The organism is Burkholderia sp. PR2, from assembly GCF_052372875.1.
GTDB lineage: Bacteria > Pseudomonadota > Gammaproteobacteria > Burkholderiales > Burkholderiaceae > Burkholderia > Burkholderia diffusa.
On sequence record NZ_JBQRWH010000001.1, the window covers coordinates 1868273 to 1886295 of the forward strand.

The window sequence follows — 18023 nt, forward strand, 5'->3', positions numbered from 1 at the left end:
GATGCTGAAACTCGTCCTGCGTTTCGTGAAGACTGACGACCGCGCGCAGCTCGCGCGCGCGTTCGGCTGGCTGTACGGTTTCGTCCGGCCGCACCGGCTCGCGATCGCCAGGCTGCTCGCGCTGTCGGCCTGCGCGTCACTGCTCGCGCTCGCGCAACCGTGGCTCACGAAGGAACTGATCGACCGCGGGCTGGTCGGCAAGGATTTCCGGATGCTCGTCGCGATCGCATTCGCGATGGTGTTCGCGGGCTTCATCGGCACGCTGCTCGGCGGCGTCAACCGCTACCTGCACACGCGGCTGTCCGGCCGCGTGCTGTTCTCGCTGCGCGGCGCCGTCTATGCGCACCTGCAGCGGCTGTCGCCGTCGTTCTACGGCCAGCGCCGCCTCGGCGACCTGCTGTCGCGCCTCGACGGCGACGTCGCCGAGATCCAGCGCTTCGCGCTCGACGCGCTGTTCTCCGCCGTGTCGAACGTGATCGGGCTGGCCGGCACGCTGGCGCTGCTCGTCATGCTGTCGTGGAAGCTGTCGCTGCTCGCGCTGCTGCTGATTCCGTTCGAGATTCTGTGGCTGCGCACGATGCGCCGCAAGGTCGAGCGCGATGCGCGCTCGGTGCGCGAAGGCGCGGCCGACGTGTCGTCGTTCCTCGTCGAGACGCTGCCCGCGATGAAGTTCATCCAGGCCGCCGGACGCCAGCGTGCGGAACAGGCGCGGCTCGACGGCCTCGGCGACCGCTACATGGAACGCCTGCTGAAGCTGCAGGTCACCGAGTTCATCACGCAGTCGGTGCCCGGCACGCTGACGTCGCTGTCGCGCGCGGGCGCATTCATCGTCGGCGGCTACTGGGTAATCCGCGGCGACTGGCCGCTCGGCTCCCTGATCGCGTTCTCGAGCTATCTCGGCATGGCGATCGGCCCCGTGAAGAGCCTGCTCGGCCTCTATGTCGCGCTGCAGCGGATGACGGTCAGCCTCGGCCGCGTGATGGAACTGCAGCGCGCGCCGGTGGCCGTGCAGCCGCCGACCGACGCGCGCGAACTGCCACCGCGCGGCGATCTCGAATTCGTCGACGTGTGGTTCGCGCACGACGAGCGCGCGCGGCCGGTGCTGCGCGGTGCCGGCGCGCGCGTGCCGGCCGGCAGCAAGGTCGCGCTGTCCGGACTGTCGGGCAGCGGGAAATCGACGCTGATCGACCTGTTGCAGCGCTTCTACGACCCGCAGCGGGGCAGCGTGCGGATCGACGGCATCGACCTGCGCGACGTCGATCTCGACGCGCTGCGCCGCCACATCGCGGTCGTCAGCCAGGACATCGTGCTGTTTCGCGGCAGCCTCGCCGACAATATCCGCTACGCGGCGCCGTTCGCGACACACGACGACGTCGTGCATGCCGCTCGCGCCGCACAGCTCGACGAACTGATCGCAACGCTGCCGGGCGGCCTCGACGGGCCCATCGGCGAACGCGGACAGCAACTGTCCGGCGGCCAGAAGCAGCGCATCGCGATCGCGCGCGCACTGCTGCAGGCGCCGGCAATCCTCGTGCTCGACGAAGCGACGTCCGCCGTCGACGAAGCCACCGAGCGACAGGTCATCGCGCAGATCGACACGCTGTTCGGCGACCGCACGCGCATCCTCGTCAGCCACCGTGCATCGACGCTCGTCGGCGTCGACCTGCATTTCGAACTCGCGGACGGACGACTCGCACGACGCGCGCACCGCGATGTGGCCCATGCCTGACGACCGGGCCGTGCGCGTGGGGATCGTCGACAGCGGCTATCCGCCGTCGCTGAGCGCACGTGTCGTCGACGCGCGGCGCTTCGCGTTCGACGATGCTTCGACGGTACAGGCGCGTGCCGTCGAACCCGATCGCGTCGGTCACGGCAGCGCGATCTGCGGGACGCTCGCGGCCGTCGCGCCCGATGCGGGATTGGTCGTCGCGCAGGTGTTCGAGGCACGCGGCGTGACGAGCGCCGCGCAGATCGCGCATGCAATCGACTGGCTGCTCACGCAACGCGTTCGCCTGATCAACCTGAGTCTCGGTGTGCGCGCCGATCGCGACACGCTGCGCGACGCATGCGCGGCAGCCGTCGCGCAACGCGTGACCGTCTTCGCTTCGTGCCCCGCGCAAGGCGCGCCTGTGTTTCCGGCGAGCTATCCGGGGATCGTGCGCGTCACGGGCGATGCGCGCTGCGCGCCGGGGCAATGGTCGTGGCTCGACAGCGCGCAGGCCGATTTCGGTGCGGTCGTGTCGAGCGGCGCACCGCGCGCACCAGCCGGTGCGAGCATCGCGTGCGCGGCGCTCAGCGGGTATGCGGCGGACTGGTTCGCGCGGCATCCGGATGCCGACACGGCAGCGCTGCTCGAGCACCTGCGCGCGAATGCCACGTACATCGGCGTCGAGCGACGCACCCAGGCATCGTGAGCCGTCCATCGATCGTCGTGCTCGGCGCGGGGCCGGCGGGCGCCGCCACCGCGCTCGGACTCGCGCGGCTCGGCTATCCGGTCACGGTCGTCAGCGAATGGCGGCACTTCGACGCGGTGGAAGGCGTGTCCGATCGCGTGCTGCAAGGACTGCGCCATGCCGGGCTCGCGCAGGCCGCCGCATGCGCATTGCCGCCTTGTGCGCGCACGACGCGCTGGAACGGCGACACGCGCACGCTCAACCACGAACACCTGATCGACCGCCGCCGTTTCGACACGGCGCTGCGCCGCGATCTCGCCGATGCAGGCATTGCGGTGCGTGAAGCGACGGTCCGCGCGGTGCAGGCCGACGGCGACGCGCATGCGATCCGCATCGACACGCCGGACGGTGAGCACACGCTGCACGCGGCGTTCGTCGTCGAGGCGCGCGGTCGCCTTGCACCGCGCACGCGCGACGCGATCCGCGGCCCGCAGACGCTCAGCCTCCTGAACGTGTGGCAAGGCACGCCCGGCGACGCGGCGTCGGCGATCGAGAGCGTGCCGGACGGCTGGGCGTGGATGGCACGCCTGCCCGACGGCTGCTGCTACTGGCAGGTGACGCTCGACGTCGCGACCACTACGCTCCCGCCGCGCGACGCGCTGCCCGCGTGGTGCGCGACGCTGCGGCAAACGCCGCTCGCGCGCGGCTTCTTCGGTGCGGGTGGCGCGGATACCGACGCCGATGCGCGCGTGTTCGCGCGCACCAGCAGCGCGACGCTGTGCGGCGACACCGGCGGCGCGAACTGGCTGCGCGTCGGCGACGCGGCGATGGCCGTCGATCCGCTGTCCGGCAACGGCATCTTCCAGTCGCTGTCTTCCGCGCTGCAGGCGCCGGCCGTCATCCATACGCTGCTCACGCATCCCGAACGCGCGGCACTCGCGCTGCGCTTTCATGAACGGCGCATCGGCGCACTCTTCATGCGCTTCGCGCGGATCGGCCGCGACTTCTACGCGCTCGACACGCAATGGGCCGACCGTCCGTTCTGGCACGCGCGCCGCGCATGGCCCGACGATGCGCCGTCGCATCGTGCGCCCGATTTCGACGCGCTCGCGATCGAGCGGGCGCCCGTGATCGACGGTGACACCATCGCCGAAGCCGATGTCGTCACGAGCCCCGACCAGCCGCTCGGGATCTGGCATCTGCAAGGCATCCCGCTCGCGCCGATCGTCGCGGCGCTGCGCGAACGGCCAGTTGCGCAAGTACTCGCGGAATTCACGCCGCCGCAGGCCGCGCTGGTACGGCGCTGGCTCGAGACGCAGGGTTATCCGTTCGTACGCGCGTGACACGCGCGCGCGCTCCCCTTCCTCCGTTCCACCATGCCGCGACTCACGCATCCCGGCATGCGCCTGTTCGCCCGCGCCATTCAATTTCGGCGCTCGTCTCAATCTGAGACGCAACATGCGACACGCGATGCGAGTTGCTACGCGACTTGCGCGCGGTCGAACCCGATTCGACGGCCACATCCCGATGAAACGGAACGCAGCCGGCGCATCGCGGTCTTGAAACGGGTGATGGCATGCCATCTGCTTATCGAAGGTCACGCGCCGCTCACGCCGCGCGCCGGACCATCGACCGTTTCATCTTTCGAGCCCGCATCCCACATGAAAAAAGCACGCTTCATCCTGTCTGCAGGATTCCTGATCGGTTGCGCGAACGCGCATGCACAAAGTTCCGTCCTGCTGTTCGGCGTCCTCGACGAGGGCATCAACTACACGAGCAATGTCGGCGGCAAGTCGTCATGGCAGATGGCGAGCGGCGATCTCGCGACGAGCCGCTGGGGCATCAAGGGCAACGAGGATCTCGGCGGCGGACTGCACGCGATCTTCGACCTGGAGAGCGGCTTCGCGGTCGAAAGCGGCCAGCTCGGCTACGGCGGCCGCCTGTTCGGCTTCCAGTCGTACGTCGGGCTGCAGTCGGACCGACTCGGCACACTGACGCTCGGCCGCCAGTTCGATACCGTCTCCGACACGATCGGGCCGCTGACCGCCAACGGCAGCTGGGCGGGCTTTCTGTTCTCCCATCCGCTCGACAACGACAACACCGATGCGTCGTTCCACGCGAACAACGCGGTGAAGTACACGAGCCCCGCATTCGGCGGCTTTTCCGGCACTGTGATGTACGGACTGAGCAACCTGGCCGGCAGCTTCGCGCGGAATCGGATGCTTGGCGTCGGCCTGAACTACACATACCAGACGTTGTCGGTCGCCGCGGTCTATGAAAACATGTCGAACCCCGGCACGACGACGGGCGGGGCGCTCACGCCGGACGACACGGATTTCGTCGCGGGCAACCAGAAGATCTACGGCATCGGCGTGAACTACGGAATCGGACCCGCGACGCTCGGCGCGGTCTATTCGCATGTGAACGTCGGCGAGCCCGATGCGTCGCTGTATGCAGGCAGCCTCGGTCTCGCGAATGCGCGGCTCACGTTCGACAACTTCGAAGTCAACGCGAAGTACAACGTCACGCCGGCCGTTCTCGTCGGCGGCATGTACACGTATACGCGCGGCGGGCTCGACCAGGCCGGCGCGAAGTCGTCGCTGCACTGGCACCAGTTCGGCGCGATGGCGCAGTACGTGCTGTCGAAGCGTACGTCGGTCTATACGCAGGTCGCGTATCAACTGGTCGGCGGCAGCGCGACCGGCACGCCGCTCGACGGCGGGCTCGTGCCCGGCTCGCCCGGTGCGTCGTCGAACGGGCACCAGCTCGTCGCGCGCGTCGCGGTGAATCATACGTTCTGATCGACGGTGTCGCGTGCCGCAACGGGAATGCGCGGCACGCGCGCCGCTCAGAACCCCTGCATCGTCGCGGTCGGATCGACGACCAGATGCACGACACCGTAGATGACCGCGCCGACGAGCAGCGCGAGCACGATCGCCACGAACGGCAACAACGTGTAGTTGACGTTCGCGAGATCGGCGGCGTGCGCCTTGCTGTTGCGTACGCCGAAGAAACTCCATAGGACCAGCTTGATCATGCCGAGCAGTTTCATGGTTATGCTCCTTTCATCGAATCGGTTGACGCTATCGTCGATCCGACCGGCATCCGAAAAAAGAAGCAGTTGCGCGCGCTTTTCACGCAGCAGGCCGTCTGCGGCGGCATGTCGCATGGGTTGTTCAGCGGTCGAGCACGAGCGGCTCCGTGGCACCTTCCGCCGGCCGCGCGACGCACAGCAGCGCGCAGCCGGGTTCGACCGTCGCATCGGGCGGCTGCACGTAATCGACCGCACCGGACAGCACGCGCGTCGCGCACGTACCGCACGCCCCCGACCGGCATTCGGACGGCACCGCCACCCCCTGGTCTTCGGCGAATTCGAGCAGCGTACCGTCCGCGGGGGTCCAGGCGGCGTCGCGCGCCGAGCGGCGGAACACGACGGGCATGCTTGCCACCGCCGCCCCTGCCGTGCGGGCCACGCTGCGCACGACGCTCGACGGCCCGAACGCCTCGAAGCGGATCCGCTCGTCCGGCACGTTCAGCGCGCGCAATCCGTCGTACAAATCGCGCATGAACGCGGACGGCCCGCACAAGTAGAAGTCGTAGTCGTCGAACGGCAGGATGCGCTTCAGTTGCGCGACGTCGATGCGGCCCGGTCGCGCCGCGCCGTCGCGCTGCGGCCGGCTGTCGAACCAGTGCAGCGATACGCGGGCGTCGGCGTCCGCGATGCGCGTCAGTTCCGTCGCGAACGGCCGGTCGGCCGTATCACGCGCGCCGTGCACGAACACCACGCGGCGCGACGGTGCGTCGTCGGCCAGCGCGCGGCGCAATATCGCGATCATCGGCGTGATGCCGATGCCGGCCGACACCAGCACGGCCGGACGCGGGCTCGCGACGTCGAACGTGAAGCGGCCGCGCGGCATCTGCGCGTCGAGCGTCATCCCGGCGCGCGCATGGTCGTGCAACCAGGCCGATACACGTCCTTCGCGCTTCACGGTGATCCGGTAATGCGACGCGCCGGGCGCATCGGACAGCGTGTAGCTGCGGATCGTCGGTACATCGCCGTCCGGCAGCGCGACGCGCAGCGTCAGATGCTGACCGGCTTCGTAGGCCGGCAACGCGCCGCCATCCGCCGGTTCGAAATGAAACGAGCGGATCGCGCGCGCTTCGTCGACGATCTTCGCGACGCGCAGCGGGCGCCAGGTGGAGGGCGATGCCGATGCCGACGATGAGACAGACGCCGCCACCGCCCCGCCCGCGCTCGCCGCCCCCGCCATCCCCGCAAACTGCGGCGCCCGCTCGACCGCCGACCACCGGAACGGCAGCACGCCGCGCGTGCGCCGCACTTCCCGCACATGAAACCGCACGACCCGTTGCGCGCCGTCGAACGACGCGACGAGCGGCCCGTCCCACACGATCTCCGCCCGCGCGGCGACATACAGCAGGTCGCCGCTGTCGAAGTCGACGAACAGCAGCCCCGCGCGCGGATCGTGCTGCAGGTTGCCGAGCGTGTTGAAGAAGCGATTGCCGCTGAAATCGGGCGTCGTCAGCGTCTGCGCGTCGTCGACGCGCACGAAGCCCGGCATGCCGCCGCGATGCGACACGTCCGCGCCGCGCGCGGCGCCCGCACCGGCCGACGTGTTCGCACTCGCGACGAAGAACGTATCGGCCTGCGCGAGCAGCGCGCGGTCGGCATCGGTCAACCGGTCCGACACGTCGGCCTCGCCGAGTGCATCGCCTTCACGCGCCACGAACGTCGACTTGCGCCCCTGGATGTACTTCGCACAGTTGCCGAAGCTCTGCTCGACCGCGATCGTCAGCGCACCGTCGTCTACCGCGCGCACGATGCCGTTCACGCGATTGCGTCGGCGCGTGTCGAACTCGATCCCGAGCCCGCCGAACGGCGCGCCCGGCTGCCACGCGCCCGCCAGCGGATCGCCGGGCAGCGCATCGCCGTCGATGCGCAGCGTGCGCGCGTCCGGCGTCGTCACGAAGCCCGGCGTCCCGACCCGCAGCGTCGCCCACGGCTGCCCGCCCGCATCGACGCCGCCGAGCACGAAGAACGGCAACTGCGCAAAGAACGTCCGGTGCTGGTCCGGCATGAAGCGGCGAATTCCGCGCCGGCCGGCCGTGCCCGCGACCTCCGTCACGCCCGCGCGCTGCTGCACGGCAAGTTCGCCCGCATGAAACGGCGCAACGTCGAGTTCCCAGCCCGGTACGGCGGCGGTCGGCGTGGTCATCGCGTTCTCCCGGTAAAGGCGCGGCTTCGCGTCAGGCGGCAAGCAGGCCGGCGCGGGTCGGCGGCATCGCGACGAAACCCGGCAGGGCCTCGACGCGGGCGAGCCACGCGCGCACGTGCGGATACGGTTCCAGCGACACGCCGCCTTCCGGCGCGTGCGCGATGTACGTGTAGGCGGCAATGTCGGCGATCGTCGGCTGCGCGCCGGCGGCGAACGGCTTGCCGGCGAGTTCGCCGTCGATCACCGCGAGTACCTTCGCGGCCGTGCGCTTGGCGGCGTCGTGATCGAGCGGCGCGCTGAACACGGTGACGAGCCGCGCGGCGGCCGGCCCGGACGCGATCGGCCCGGCCGCGTACGACAGCCAGCGCTGCACGGTCGCGGCGCCGGCGGCATCGTCGGGCAGCCAGTGCGCGTCGCCGTAGCGCTTCGCGAGATAGACGAGGATCGCGTTCGAATCAGCGAGCACGGTGCCGTCGTCGTCGATCACCGGCACCTGGCCGAGCGGATTGAGCGCGAGGAACGCGGGTTCGCGCTGCGCGCCGGCCGCGAGGTCGACGTCGATCGTCTCGAACGGCAACCCGAGCAGCGACAGGAACAGCCGGACGCGATGCGCGTGCCCCGACAACGGAAACGAATAGACACGAACCGGACGGGCGGGCTTGCTGGCGGCGGGCATGGAAAGGCTCCTGGATCTCGCGCCGCCGGGAATCGGCGACGAACGGCCCCAGCGTAGCGCTCGCCGTTCACGCCCAGAAGACGGATAATCGCTGAAACATTATCCTCTCCCATAGGACAATCGACGATGGCCGATCTGCGCGACGTGAACCTGAACCGGCTGGCGATCTTCGTCGCGGTAGTCGATGCCGGCTCGCTGACGGCCGCGGCCGAACGGCTCGGTCTCGCGAAAACGGTCGTCAGCACGCACATGCAGCGCCTCGAATCAGAGGTCGGCGCGAACCTGCTGGTACGCACCACGCGGCGGCTGAGCGTGACCGATGCGGGGCGCGCGTTCTACGATGCGTGCCGCGACATCGTGCGCGCGACCGAAAGCGCGCTCGACGCGGTATCGTCCGACACGGGGCCGCTGCGCGGCACGCTGCGGGTGAGCGTGCCGATCGACTATGGCTCGCTGGTCGTCGCGCCGGCCATCGTCGCGCTGCGCGACGTGCATCCGGGCCTCGACGTCGAGCTGATCGCGAACGACCGCATCGTCGATCTGGTCGCAGACAATCTCGACGTCGCGATCCGCATCGGCCGCCTCGCGGATTCGAACTATCGCGCGGTGCAGCTCGGCGAGTACGAGAAGTGGCTGGTCGCAAGCCCCGCGTTCGTCGCGCGTCACGGCCTGCCGCGCGATCCGGACGCGCTCGCCGCGCTGCCGTTCGTGATGCTGTCGACGCTGTCGCGCCCGCATACGCTCGAACTTCACGACCCGAGCGGCAGCCACGCGTCGGTACGCTGCATCGCACCGATCGTGTCGAACACGGCGACGGCCTGCCGTGCAATCGCGCTCGCGGGCGGTGGCTTCGGCCTCCTGACGGATTTCTCGATCGCGGAGGACGTCGCGACCGGCCGGCTCGTCCGGCTGCTGCCCGCATGGCGCTCGGCGCCGGCCGGGATTCACGCGGTGTATCCGTCGACGCGGTTGCCTTCGCCGAAGGTGCGTGCGTTCATCGATGCGATGAAGGCGAGGATCGGGGACGCGCGGTCAGTGATGGCGGCACGATCGAAACGCTCGAGGGGGTGACGCGTCGGATGGCTTTGCGACGCAACCGGATGCGAATCGCGCAAGTCCGTTCGTCGCCGCATCCTAGCCCGCTTCCCGCAACGTCCCCAGCAGCACCTTCCTGCAACTCGCGACCATCTGCGCCTCCGGGTCGCGATAGCCGGTGAGCAGCCACGCCGCGCCGACGTTCGTCATCGCGCCGACCAGCGCGAGCCCGACCAGCCGCTGCTCGGTGCGCTCGGCGGGCGTCACGGCCTCGCCCGTCGCGCCGATCGCCATGATCAGCTTGCCGAAGTCGATCAGCATCCGCTGATACGTCATGTCGGTGTCCGCGCTCACGCCCATCACCTCGAGCAGCAGCACGCGCGCCGCGCACGGGTCGCGCAGGAACCCGAAGAATGCGGCGAGCCCCGCGTCGATGCGCTCGCGCAAATCGCCGCCGCGCTCGGCCACCGCCCGCTCGACCGCGTCGTGCAACTGCTGCGCGTGATGCAGGTAGGTGCAGCGCAGCAGATCCTCGGTGCTGTCGAACGCCGCATAGAAATAGCGGTCGTTGAGCTTCGCTTCCTGGCAGATCGACCGCACGGTCGCCTTGCGGAAGCCGACCGTGCCGAACACGCGCGTCGCCGCACGGATCAGCGCATCGCGCCGCTCGGCCGCCCGCACCTCGGGCGCCACGCCGCCGTATGCCCGGCCCCGTTTTTCCGTTTCGAGTGCTTTCTCCATTTCGCTATTTGACATCAGGACACCCGAAAACTAAAGTGGTGACGAACAACACCACAATAAGCGCGCCGCCGACGCAGCGCAAGCGGAACGGGAGGAACGACGGATGAAGGGTTTTTCCGGCAAGGTCGCCGCGATCACGGGCGCCGGTTCGGGCATGGGCCGCAGCCTCGCGGTCGAGCTTGCGCGGCGCGGCTGCGACGTCGCGCTCGCCGACGTCAACGAGGTCGGGCTCGCCGGCACGGCGGCCGCGTGCGCGACGCACGGCGTGCGCACGAGCACGCGTCGGCTCGACGTCGCCGATCGCGATGCGGTGTTCGCGTGGGCCGATTTCGTGCGCGCCGAACACGGCAAGGTCAACCTGATCTTCAACAACGCGGGCGTGTCGCTGGCCGCGAGCGCGGAGACCGCGCGCATCGCCGATCTCGAATGGATCGTCGGCATCAACTTCTGGGGTGTCGTGCACGGCACGCAGGCGTTCCTGCCGCATCTGCGCGCGTCGGGCGACGGGCACGTGATCAACACGTCGAGCCTGTTCGGGCTCGTCGCGATGCCGACGCAAAGCGCGTACAACGCAACCAAGTTCGCCGTGCGCGGCTTCACCGAGGCGCTGCGGATGGAGCTCGAACTCGATGGCGCGCCGGTCAGCGCGACCTGCGTGCATCCGGGCGGCGTCGCGACCAACATCGTCGACGCGAGCCGTGTCGACACCAGCATCCGCGGGCTCACGGGCCAGGACGAAGCAACCCACCGCCGTCAGGCGAATCGCCTGATCAACGCGACGACGGCCGACGATGCCGCTCGGCAGATCCTCGCCGGCGTCGAGCGCAACGCGCGCCGCGTGCTGGTCGGCGCCGACGCCCGCCGCCTCGACAAGCTCGCGCGCCTGCTCGGCGCCGGCTACCAGCGGCTGGTGCTGCGCCACGTGCGCCGTGCCCGCGCACGCAATCTCGAGCGCACCCATGCACCGGCCGCGCTCCCGACCACACCGACCAAGGATCCCGCATGACCTCGACGACGACCGACCGGCGCGATGCGCCGTCCGCCTGCGGCGACAACCGCGACCTCGACGTGCTGATCGTCGGCGCCGGCCTGTCCGGCATCGGTGCCGCCTATCACCTGAAGCAGCGCTGCCCGTATGCGAGCGTGGCGATCGTCGAGGCGCGCGACGCGATCGGCGGCACCTGGGATCTGTTCCGCTATCCCGGCGTCCGTTCGGATTCCGACATGTTCACGCTCGGCTACAGCTTCCGCCCGTGGCACAGCGACAAGGCGATCTCGGACGGCCAGACGATCCTCGACTACATCCGCGACACCGCGCGCGCACACGGCATCGACAAGATGATCCGCTACGGCCAGAAGGTGGTCGCGGCCGACTGGGATTCGAATCGCGCACGCTGGACGGTACGCATCGAGCGCACGCGCGACGGCACGGTCGACACGCTCGCCTACACGTGCCGCTTCCTCTACATGTGCAGCGGCTATTACGACTACAACGGCGGCTACCTGCCCGACTGGGCCGGCATGGACTCGTTCGAAGGCCGAATCGTGCATCCGCAGCAATGGCCGAAGGACCTGTCGTATGCAAACCGGCGCGTCGTCGTGATCGGCAGCGGCGCGACGGCCGTCACGCTCGTGCCGTCGATGGCGGCCGATGCGAAGCACGTGACGATGCTGCAGCGCTCGCCGACCTACATCGTGTCGCTGCCTGCGCGCGACAAGATCGCGAACGCGTTGCGCCGCGTGCTGCCGTCCAGGCTCGCGCACCGGATCGTGCGCATGAAGAACGTACTGCTGACGATGTACCTGTACAACGTGTCGCGCCGCAAGCCCGAGCAGACCAAACGGTTCATCATCCGCGCGGCCGGCAAGCAGCTCGGCCCCGACTTCGACGTCGCGAAGCATCTGACGCCGCGCTACATGCCGTGGGACCAGCGCGTGTGCCTCGTGCCGAACGGCGACCTGTTCAAGTCGATCCGTGCGGGCCGCGCCTCGATCGTCACCGACGAGATCGAGCGCTTCACGCCGACCGGCCTGAAGCTGAAGAGCGGCCAGCAGCTCGACGCGGACGTGATCGTCACCGCGACCGGGCTGAAGGTGAAGATGCTCGGCGGCGCGCGCGTCACGGTCGACGGCCGCACGGTCGATCTGCCGCAGACCGTGTCTTATAAGGGAATGATGTACAGCGACGTGCCGAACCTCGCGTCGTCGTTCGGCTACACGAACGCGTCGTGGACGCTGAAGGCCGAGCTGATCGCGCGCTACGTGTGCCGGCTGCTGAACCACATGCGCGCGAACGGCTACGACACCTGCGTGCCGCGGCTCGGCGCCGGCGACCTCGGCGACATGCCGGCCGTGAACCTGAGCTCGGGCTACATCCAGCGCGCGGCCGGCATCCTGCCGAAGCAGGGGCATCGCAAGCCCTGGAAATTCCATCAGAACTACGTGCTCGATCTCGCGTCGCTGAAATTCAGCGGGCTCGCCGATTCGGCGATGCAGTTCGAACGCCGCGCGAAAGCCGGCCCGGCCGCCGCGCCGGTTGCCGAACCCGTACTCGAATCCCGTTGAGGCCGACATGACCCATACGCTCCACCTGATCCAGAACGTGCTGCTCGGCGTCGTCGCGGTGCTCGCCGCGCTTGCGCTGTTTTCCGGCTACGTCGCGCGCCGCGTGACGCGCGCGTTTCCGCCCGAAGGCCGCTTCGTCGACATCGGCGGCGACCACATCCATTACGTCGAATACGGCAGCGGCCCGCCGCTCGTGTTCGTGCACGGGCTCGCCGGGCAGTGGCGCAACTTCGCGTACCTGCCGCTCACGCGGCTCGCGCAGCACCATCGCGTGATCCTCGTCGACCGGCCCGGCGCCGGCCGCTCGCTGCGCGGCGCCAGTTCGCAGGCGAACGTGTTCGCGCAGGCCCGCACGGTCGCCGCGTTCATCGACGCGCTGAAGCTCGACCGGCCCGTGCTCGTCGGCCACTCGCTCGGCGGCGCGATCGCGCTCGCGGTCGGGCTCAACCATCCGGAACGCGTCAGCCGGCTCGCGCTGATCGCGCCGCTGTCGCACGAGCAGACCGAGCCGCCGGCGCCGTTCAAGCCGCTGATGCTGCCGTCGCCGCTGGTGCGCCGCTTCGTGTCGTGGACCTTCGCGATCCCGCTGACGATCCTGACCGGCCGCAAGGCCGTGAGCCAGGTGTTCGCGCCGGAAGCCGTGCCGCGCGACTTCCCGGTGAAGGGCGGCGGATTGCTCGGGCTGCGGCCGCACGTGTTCTACGCGACGGCAACGGACCTGCTGTCGGCGCCCGTCGACCTCCCTGCGATGGAGCGCCGCTACGCGGACCTCTCGTTGCCGGTCGACGTGCTGTATGGCCGCGCCGATCCGATCCTGAACTGGCGTACGCACGGCGAAGCGCTGGCGCGGAAGTCGGCGCGCGTGCGGCTGAAGGTCGTCGAGGGCGGGCACATGCTGCCGGTCACGATTCCGGACGCGACGGCCGACTGGCTGCTCGAAGTCGCCGCCGCGCCGGTCGAGGCGCCGACGCAAGGCGCGCACGTCGAGCATTGATCGTCGGCGGGCCTGACGGCTGGCATGCGCCGTGTGCCGGTCAGGCTTCGTCGTCGGGCAGCGACAGCCCGAGCTCCGTCATGACCTCACGCGCGCTGCGGAACGCCTCGACCGCCGCCGGCGCGCCCGCGTACAGCGCGCTATGCAGCAGCACCTCGCGAATCTCGACGAGGCTCGCGCCGTTGTTGAGGGCGCCACGCACGTGGCCCTTCAGCTCCGCGCTGCGGCCGAGCGCGGCCAGCATCGCGCAGGTACAGAGGCTGCGCGTCTTCAGGTCGATCCCGCCGCGCTGCCACGTACTGCCCCACGCGTGCTCGTTCAGCCAGTTCTGCAACGGACGCGAAAAACCGTCGAGGTCGCGCATCGCGCGCTCGACGAACGCCTCGCCCATCACCTCGGTGCGGCGCGCCTTGCCCTGCTCCATGTCCTGTTCGCTCATGTCGTGTCCCTGTCTTGAGTCGTGGCCGCTTCGGCGTCGCCCGCGGCCGGGTTGGTTCACGTCATGTTCCCGGCGCACGGGCGTTTCGTCAAAGACGCCGGCCTCGGGTCGCGGCCGGCCACGTCACACACGGAACGTCGGGTCGAACGCTACGTAACATCCGGCCCGGCGTTACGGTTCCTTACGGGAACATCACGGCGAGCGCGTCGGCGCGTCTGGCGTCTCCGTCGCGCGAAACCGCCATTCCTCCGTTTAAATCGCGCCGATATTCCCGATTCCCACAACAATGCGCTGACGCATTGCGCGAAAGGTGTCATGGCGCGGAATTTGCAGTGATGGCCCGGACACAACTTCCAATGTCGAGGCCACCATGCACCATTACTTGAAAAAGACGGCGGTATCGCTGGCCGTCCTGTCGCTGCTCACACTGTACGGCTGCGGCTCGGTCGACGGACCGGTCACACCGTCGATCAAGCCGAGCTCGTCGGGTACGTCCGGCGGTGGTACCTCGGGCACCTCCGGTACGTCGGGTAGCTCCGGTACGTCGGGCACCTCCGGTACGTCGGGCACTTCCGGTACGTCGGGCACTTCCGGCACGTCGGGCACTTCCGGCACGTCGGGCACTTCCGGCACGTCGGGCACTTCCGGCACGTCGGGCACTTCCGGCACGTCGGGCACTTCCGGTACGTCGGGCACCTCCGGTACGTCGGGCACTTCCGGCACGTCGGGCACTTCCGGTACGTCGGGCACTTCCGGTACGTCGGGCACCTCCGGTACGTCGGGCACTTCCGGCACGTCGGGCACTTCCGGTACGTCAGGCACTTCCGGCACGTCGGGCACTTCCGGTACGTCGGGCACTTCCGGCACGTCGGGCACTTCCGGCACGTCGGGCACCTCCGGTACGTCGGGCACTTCCGGCACGTCGGGCACCTCCGGTACTTCCGGCACGTCGGGCACCTCTGGTACGTCGGGCACCTCCGGTACGTCGGGTACCTCCGGCACGTCGGGCACCTCCGGCACGTCGGGCACTTCCGGCACGTCGGGCACCTCCGGTACCTCCGGCACGTCGGGCACGTCGGGCACGTCGGGCACGTCGGGCACGTCGGGCACCTCCGGCACCTCCGGCACCAACGTCACCCCGCTCGGCAACGTCCTCCAGCAAACCGGCACGCTCGTCACGGCACTCGGCACGACGGTCGCGAACGGCGGTTCGCAGATCGGCGGCGTGCAAGTTCCGGGCACGAACCCGACGACGGCCACCAGCATCGGCAACGCGGTCACCAGCCTTGGCAACGGCGTGCAGTCGCTCGGAAACGGCGTCGCGGCCGGCCTCGGCTCGATCGGCGTGTCGCCGAACCCGCTCGGCCCGACGCTCACGTCGACCACCGGTCTGCTGACCGGCGCCGGCAGCGCGGTCAACAATCTCGGCAACGCGGTGACGAGCCTCGGCACCGGCCCGCTGTCGCCGCTCGCGCCGGCCACGACCCTGGTCGGCAGCCTCGTCAACACGGTCGGCACGGCCGTCAACTCGACCGCATCGGCGCTGAACACGGCGCTGAACAGCGCGCCGGTCCAGCAACTCGAGACGCAGCTCGGCAGCGTGATCAACCCGATCACGAATACGCTGACCGGCGGCGTCACGACGCCTGGCGCGACGCAGACCCTCGGCGGTGTCACCCTGCTCGGCGCCCCGCTCAACGGCCTGCTGAGCACGCTCGGCAGCGGCCTCGGCCTCGCCGGTTCGCAGATCGGCAGCGCGACCGGCAACCCGGTCGGCACGAGCGCCGGCAACAGCGTGTCACAGCTCGGCAACACTGTGGCATCGGCCGGCGGCCTGTTGTCCGGCGGCAGCTCCAGCAGCGGCACCAATCCGCTCGCGCCGATCACGGGCCTGCTCGGTTCGCTGACGGGTGCGCTCGGCGGCGGCAGTAGCTCGAGCGGCTCGGGTGGCACGAGCGGCACCAGCGGCGGCCCGCTCGCGCCGATCACCGGCCTGCTCGGCTCGGTGACGGGCGCGCTCGGCGGCCTCGGTTCGAGCGGCACGGGCGGTACCAGCGGTACCAGCGGCACCAGCGGCTCGGGCGTCGGCGGCCTGCTCGCGCCGATCACCGGCCTCGTCAACTCGCTGACGCCGCTCGGCGCAAGCCTCACCGGCACGGTCACGACGCCGGGCGGCGGCCTGACCGGCAACCTCGGCGGTGCGTTGACGAACGGCCCGGTCGGCACGCTGACGGGTTCGCTGACCTCTGCAGCCGGCACGCTCGGCGCAGTCGGCACGGCCAGCCCGAGCGGCGCGGCGGGCACGGTGACGACGCCGTCCGGCAGCGGCACCGTCACCGCCGGCCTGACCGGCAGTTCGAACGGCGGCAGCACGGCTGGCGCGACCAACCTGCTGGCGCCGGTGACGAACCTGCTCGGCGGTCTGCTCGGCGGCACCACCCCCAAGAAGTAACGCTTCACGTATCAGAACCACAGGCCAATGGCCGGGCAGATACCAAACCAAAGCCCGGCCGATGGCCGGCGTCACCCGCCAGGCGGGGGCGCCGGCCGTCATCCCGACGAGGATCCGATCATGAACTCCACCATCGACGGCATCGCCGCGGTCCAGGACCGCCCGCCCCGTTCCGCCACGCCATTCCGCGCGGGCCTGCTCGGCATCGCGGCCGGCCTGTTCGCGCTGTGGACAACGCGCGACCAGCCGGGCCTCGACGCGGCCGCCCGTGCGGTCATCGCGAGCCTCGCGATCATCGGCACGATCGCGCTGCACGAAATCTTCATCTCGCGCGTCTACCTGCGCCCGAGCGCGGGACTGTCGCGGCAGGCCGTGCGCCCGCTCGGGCTCGCCCGCGTCGCGACGCGGCTCGGCGCGCTGACGTCGATCTACGCAGGCATCGGCGTCATCTACTGGCTCCTGCCCGAATATCACGGCGCGTTCTACCTGCCGTTCTGGTCGCTGCTGCGCTCGCTCGCGCCGTACGTGATCGTCGCCGCGCCGTTCTACTTCGCGTGGATGGATCGCCACCAGCGCGAAACCGACGACGCGTACCTGCTGTGGGGCCGCTTCCTGTTCCGTCACGAGCAGCCCGCGAGCTGGCAGCCCGTGCGCGAGATGCTTGCCGGCTGGGGCGTGAAGGCGTTCTTCCTGCCGCTGATGACCGTCTACCTGTCGAAGGACGCCGATCACCTGAGCGCGTCGCTCGCGCACGCCGTGAACGCGCCGATGACGATCGCGACCTTCGTGTTCCTGTACGACCTGTCGTTCACGATGGACCTGATGTTCGGCACGGTCGGCTACCTTTGCACGTTCCGCATCCTCGACAGCCACGTGCGCACCGTCGAGCCGACCACGCTCGGCTGGGTCGCCGCGCTGATGTGCTACCAGCCGTTCTGGTCGCTGATCTCGAACAACTACATCCGCTACGAAGGTTCGCTGTTCTGGGACAACTGGCTGCTGTCCGCGCCGACGCTGCGCGTGATCTGGGGTGCGGTGATCATCCTGCTGCTGATGACCTATGCGCTATCGACGATCTCGTTCGGATTGCGGTTCTCGAACCTCACGAACCGCGGGATCATCACATCGGGCCCGTACCGCTTCACGAAGCATCCCGCATACATCACGAAGAACCTGTCGTACTGGATGGTGTCGGTGCCGTTCGTCGAGCCGCTCGGCTGGCAGGTCGGGCTGATGCATTGCGCGGGGCTCGTCGCGGTCAACCTGATCTACTACACGCGGGCGAAGACGGAGGAGAGGCATTTGATGCGCGATCCTGACTATCGCGCGTATGCCGAGTGGATCGCGCAGCATGGGCTGTTCGCGCGGATCAGGCAGGCGTTCGGGGGGCGGCGGGCGGGATGAGGCGGTCTCGCGATCATCGGTTCGATGAGCGCCTCGATCATGGTAGCCCGGCGGAACGCGTGCGAAACAAAGAGGCGATTTCGCACGTGT

The 18023-nt window shown here is 69.5% G+C and carries 16 protein-coding genes; 10 read left to right on the forward strand and 6 right to left on the reverse strand.

The features are described 5' to 3' along the window. The first annotated feature begins 1 nt into the window (after position 1). From ACT2FV_RS08140 to ACT2FV_RS08155, 4 genes are all read left to right on the forward strand, one after another. Positions 2–1729: an ABC transporter ATP-binding protein gene (locus ACT2FV_RS08140; RefSeq protein ID WP_444503597.1), complete on the forward strand. Its 1728-nt coding sequence runs from the start codon at positions 2–4 to the stop codon at positions 1727–1729. After that, a complete protein-coding gene (qhpE, locus tag ACT2FV_RS08145; RefSeq protein WP_444503598.1) occupies positions 1722–2414 on the forward strand; it encodes a subtilisin-like serine protease QhpE in 693 nt (230 codons plus the stop codon). The genes ACT2FV_RS08140 and qhpE overlap by 8 nt, the downstream gene beginning before the upstream one ends. Beyond that, positions 2411–3736 carry a flavin-dependent monooxygenase QhpG gene (gene qhpG, locus ACT2FV_RS08150; protein ID WP_444503599.1) on the forward strand — a complete coding sequence of 442 codons (1326 nt, stop codon included), beginning with the start codon at positions 2411–2413 and terminating at the stop codon, positions 3734–3736. Before qhpE ends, qhpG begins: the two co-directional genes overlap by 4 nt. A 318-nt stretch (positions 3737–4054) precedes the next feature. Then, the gene (locus ACT2FV_RS08155; RefSeq protein WP_444503600.1) at positions 4055–5194 is read left to right on the forward strand and encodes a porin; all 1140 of its coding nucleotides are present in this window, start codon (positions 4055–4057) and stop codon (positions 5192–5194) included. A gap of 47 nt (positions 5195–5241) precedes the next feature. Here ACT2FV_RS08155 and ACT2FV_RS08160 read toward each other — a convergent pair whose 3' ends face one another. The 3 genes from ACT2FV_RS08160 to ACT2FV_RS08170 all read right to left on the reverse strand — a co-directional run bounded on the left by ACT2FV_RS08160 (position 5242) and on the right by ACT2FV_RS08170 (position 8303). Further along, a complete protein-coding gene (locus tag ACT2FV_RS08160) occupies positions 5242–5445 on the reverse strand; it encodes a DUF2970 domain-containing protein (protein ID WP_021164122.1) in 204 nt (67 codons plus the stop codon). 124 nt (positions 5446–5569) lie between these two features. After that, the gene (locus ACT2FV_RS08165) at positions 5570–7627 is read right to left on the reverse strand and encodes a pyridoxamine 5'-phosphate oxidase family protein (protein WP_444503601.1); all 2058 of its coding nucleotides are present in this window, start codon (positions 7625–7627) and stop codon (positions 5570–5572) included. Between the two features lie 31 nt (positions 7628–7658). Next, a complete protein-coding gene (locus tag ACT2FV_RS08170; RefSeq protein WP_124901398.1) occupies positions 7659–8303 on the reverse strand; it encodes a glutathione S-transferase family protein in 645 nt (214 codons plus the stop codon). A 126-nt stretch (positions 8304–8429) separates the two neighbouring features. Between ACT2FV_RS08170 and ACT2FV_RS08175 the strand changes: the two genes are divergently transcribed. Continuing rightward, on the forward strand, positions 8430–9374 hold the full coding sequence (locus ACT2FV_RS08175; RefSeq protein ID WP_444503602.1) for a LysR family transcriptional regulator: 945 nt from the start codon (positions 8430–8432) through the stop codon (positions 9372–9374). A 63-nt stretch (positions 9375–9437) separates the two neighbouring features. On the opposite strand, the gene ACT2FV_RS08180 is transcribed toward ACT2FV_RS08175, so the two are convergent. Beyond that, positions 9438–10094: a TetR/AcrR family transcriptional regulator gene (locus ACT2FV_RS08180; protein ID WP_059601379.1), complete on the reverse strand. Its 657-nt coding sequence runs from the start codon at positions 10092–10094 to the stop codon at positions 9438–9440. Positions 10095–10182: 88 nt separating this feature from the next. Here ACT2FV_RS08180 and ACT2FV_RS08185 point away from each other — a divergent pair, with 88 nt between their 5' ends. The 3 genes from ACT2FV_RS08185 to ACT2FV_RS08195 are packed head-to-tail and all read left to right on the forward strand — an operon-like array spanning position 10183 to position 13638. Further along, positions 10183–11085: an SDR family NAD(P)-dependent oxidoreductase gene (locus tag ACT2FV_RS08185; RefSeq protein ID WP_444503603.1), complete on the forward strand. Its 903-nt coding sequence runs from the start codon at positions 10183–10185 to the stop codon at positions 11083–11085. Continuing rightward, a complete protein-coding gene (locus ACT2FV_RS08190; protein WP_444503604.1) occupies positions 11082–12644 on the forward strand; it encodes a flavin-containing monooxygenase in 1563 nt (520 codons plus the stop codon). The genes ACT2FV_RS08185 and ACT2FV_RS08190 overlap by 4 nt, the downstream gene beginning before the upstream one ends. Positions 12645–12651: 7 nt before the next feature. After that, positions 12652–13638, forward strand: coding sequence for an alpha/beta fold hydrolase (locus tag ACT2FV_RS08195; protein ID WP_124901402.1), 987 nt, complete (start codon positions 12652–12654; stop codon positions 13636–13638). Positions 13639–13678: 40 nt separating this feature from the next. Here ACT2FV_RS08195 and ACT2FV_RS08200 read toward each other — a convergent pair whose 3' ends face one another. Continuing rightward, positions 13679–14077 (reverse strand): carboxymuconolactone decarboxylase family protein, encoded by a 399-nt coding sequence (locus ACT2FV_RS08200; protein ID WP_151048405.1) that lies wholly within the window; start codon positions 14075–14077, stop codon positions 13679–13681. Positions 14078–14455: 378 nt separating this feature from the next. Further along, on the reverse strand, positions 14456–15358 hold the full coding sequence (locus ACT2FV_RS08205; protein WP_444503605.1) for a highly repetitive protein: 903 nt from the start codon (positions 15356–15358) through the stop codon (positions 14456–14458). Here ACT2FV_RS08205 and ACT2FV_RS08210 point away from each other — a divergent pair. Continuing rightward, positions 15303–16529 (forward strand): collagen-like triple helix repeat-containing protein, encoded by a 1227-nt coding sequence (locus ACT2FV_RS08210; protein ID WP_444503606.1) that lies wholly within the window; start codon positions 15303–15305, stop codon positions 16527–16529. The two genes, ACT2FV_RS08205 and ACT2FV_RS08210, sit on opposite strands and share 56 nt — an antisense overlap. A gap of 120 nt (positions 16530–16649) precedes the next feature. Then, on the forward strand, positions 16650–17933 hold the full coding sequence (locus tag ACT2FV_RS08215; RefSeq protein WP_444503607.1) for an isoprenylcysteine carboxylmethyltransferase family protein: 1284 nt from the start codon (positions 16650–16652) through the stop codon (positions 17931–17933). The last annotated feature ends 90 nt before the right edge of the window (positions 17934–18023 follow it).

Excerpts from the sequence above, each read along its gene's own strand:
- ACT2FV_RS08155 (WP_444503600.1), top strand. The coding sequence starts at position 4,055 with ATGAAAAAAGCACGCTTCATCCTGTCTGCAGGATTCCTGATCGGTTGC.
- ACT2FV_RS08195 (WP_124901402.1), top strand. The coding sequence starts at position 12,652 with ATGACCCATACGCTCCACCTGATCCAGAACGTGCTGCTCGGCGTCGTC.
- ACT2FV_RS08160 (WP_021164122.1), bottom strand. The coding sequence starts at position 5,445 with ATGAAACTGCTCGGCATGATCAAGCTGGTCCTATGGAGTTTCTTCGGC.
- ACT2FV_RS08165 (WP_444503601.1), bottom strand. The coding sequence starts at position 7,627 with ATGACCACGCCGACCGCCGCCGTACCGGGCTGGGAACTCGACGTTGCG.
- ACT2FV_RS08175 (WP_444503602.1), top strand. The coding sequence starts at position 8,430 with ATGGCCGATCTGCGCGACGTGAACCTGAACCGGCTGGCGATCTTCGTC.
- ACT2FV_RS08200 (WP_151048405.1), bottom strand. The coding sequence starts at position 14,077 with ATGAGCGAACAGGACATGGAGCAGGGCAAGGCGCGCCGCACCGAGGTG.
- qhpE (WP_444503598.1), top strand. The coding sequence starts at position 1,722 with ATGCCTGACGACCGGGCCGTGCGCGTGGGGATCGTCGACAGCGGCTAT.
- ACT2FV_RS08185 (WP_444503603.1), top strand. The coding sequence starts at position 10,183 with ATGAAGGGTTTTTCCGGCAAGGTCGCCGCGATCACGGGCGCCGGTTCG.
- ACT2FV_RS08190 (WP_444503604.1), top strand. The coding sequence starts at position 11,082 with ATGACCTCGACGACGACCGACCGGCGCGATGCGCCGTCCGCCTGCGGC.
- ACT2FV_RS08215 (WP_444503607.1), top strand. The coding sequence starts at position 16,650 with ATGAACTCCACCATCGACGGCATCGCCGCGGTCCAGGACCGCCCGCCC.
- ACT2FV_RS08140 (WP_444503597.1), top strand. The coding sequence starts at position 2 with ATGCTGAAACTCGTCCTGCGTTTCGTGAAGACTGACGACCGCGCGCAG.
- ACT2FV_RS08170 (WP_124901398.1), bottom strand. The coding sequence starts at position 8,303 with ATGCCCGCCGCCAGCAAGCCCGCCCGTCCGGTTCGTGTCTATTCGTTT.
- ACT2FV_RS08180 (WP_059601379.1), bottom strand. The coding sequence starts at position 10,094 with ATGTCAAATAGCGAAATGGAGAAAGCACTCGAAACGGAAAAACGGGGC.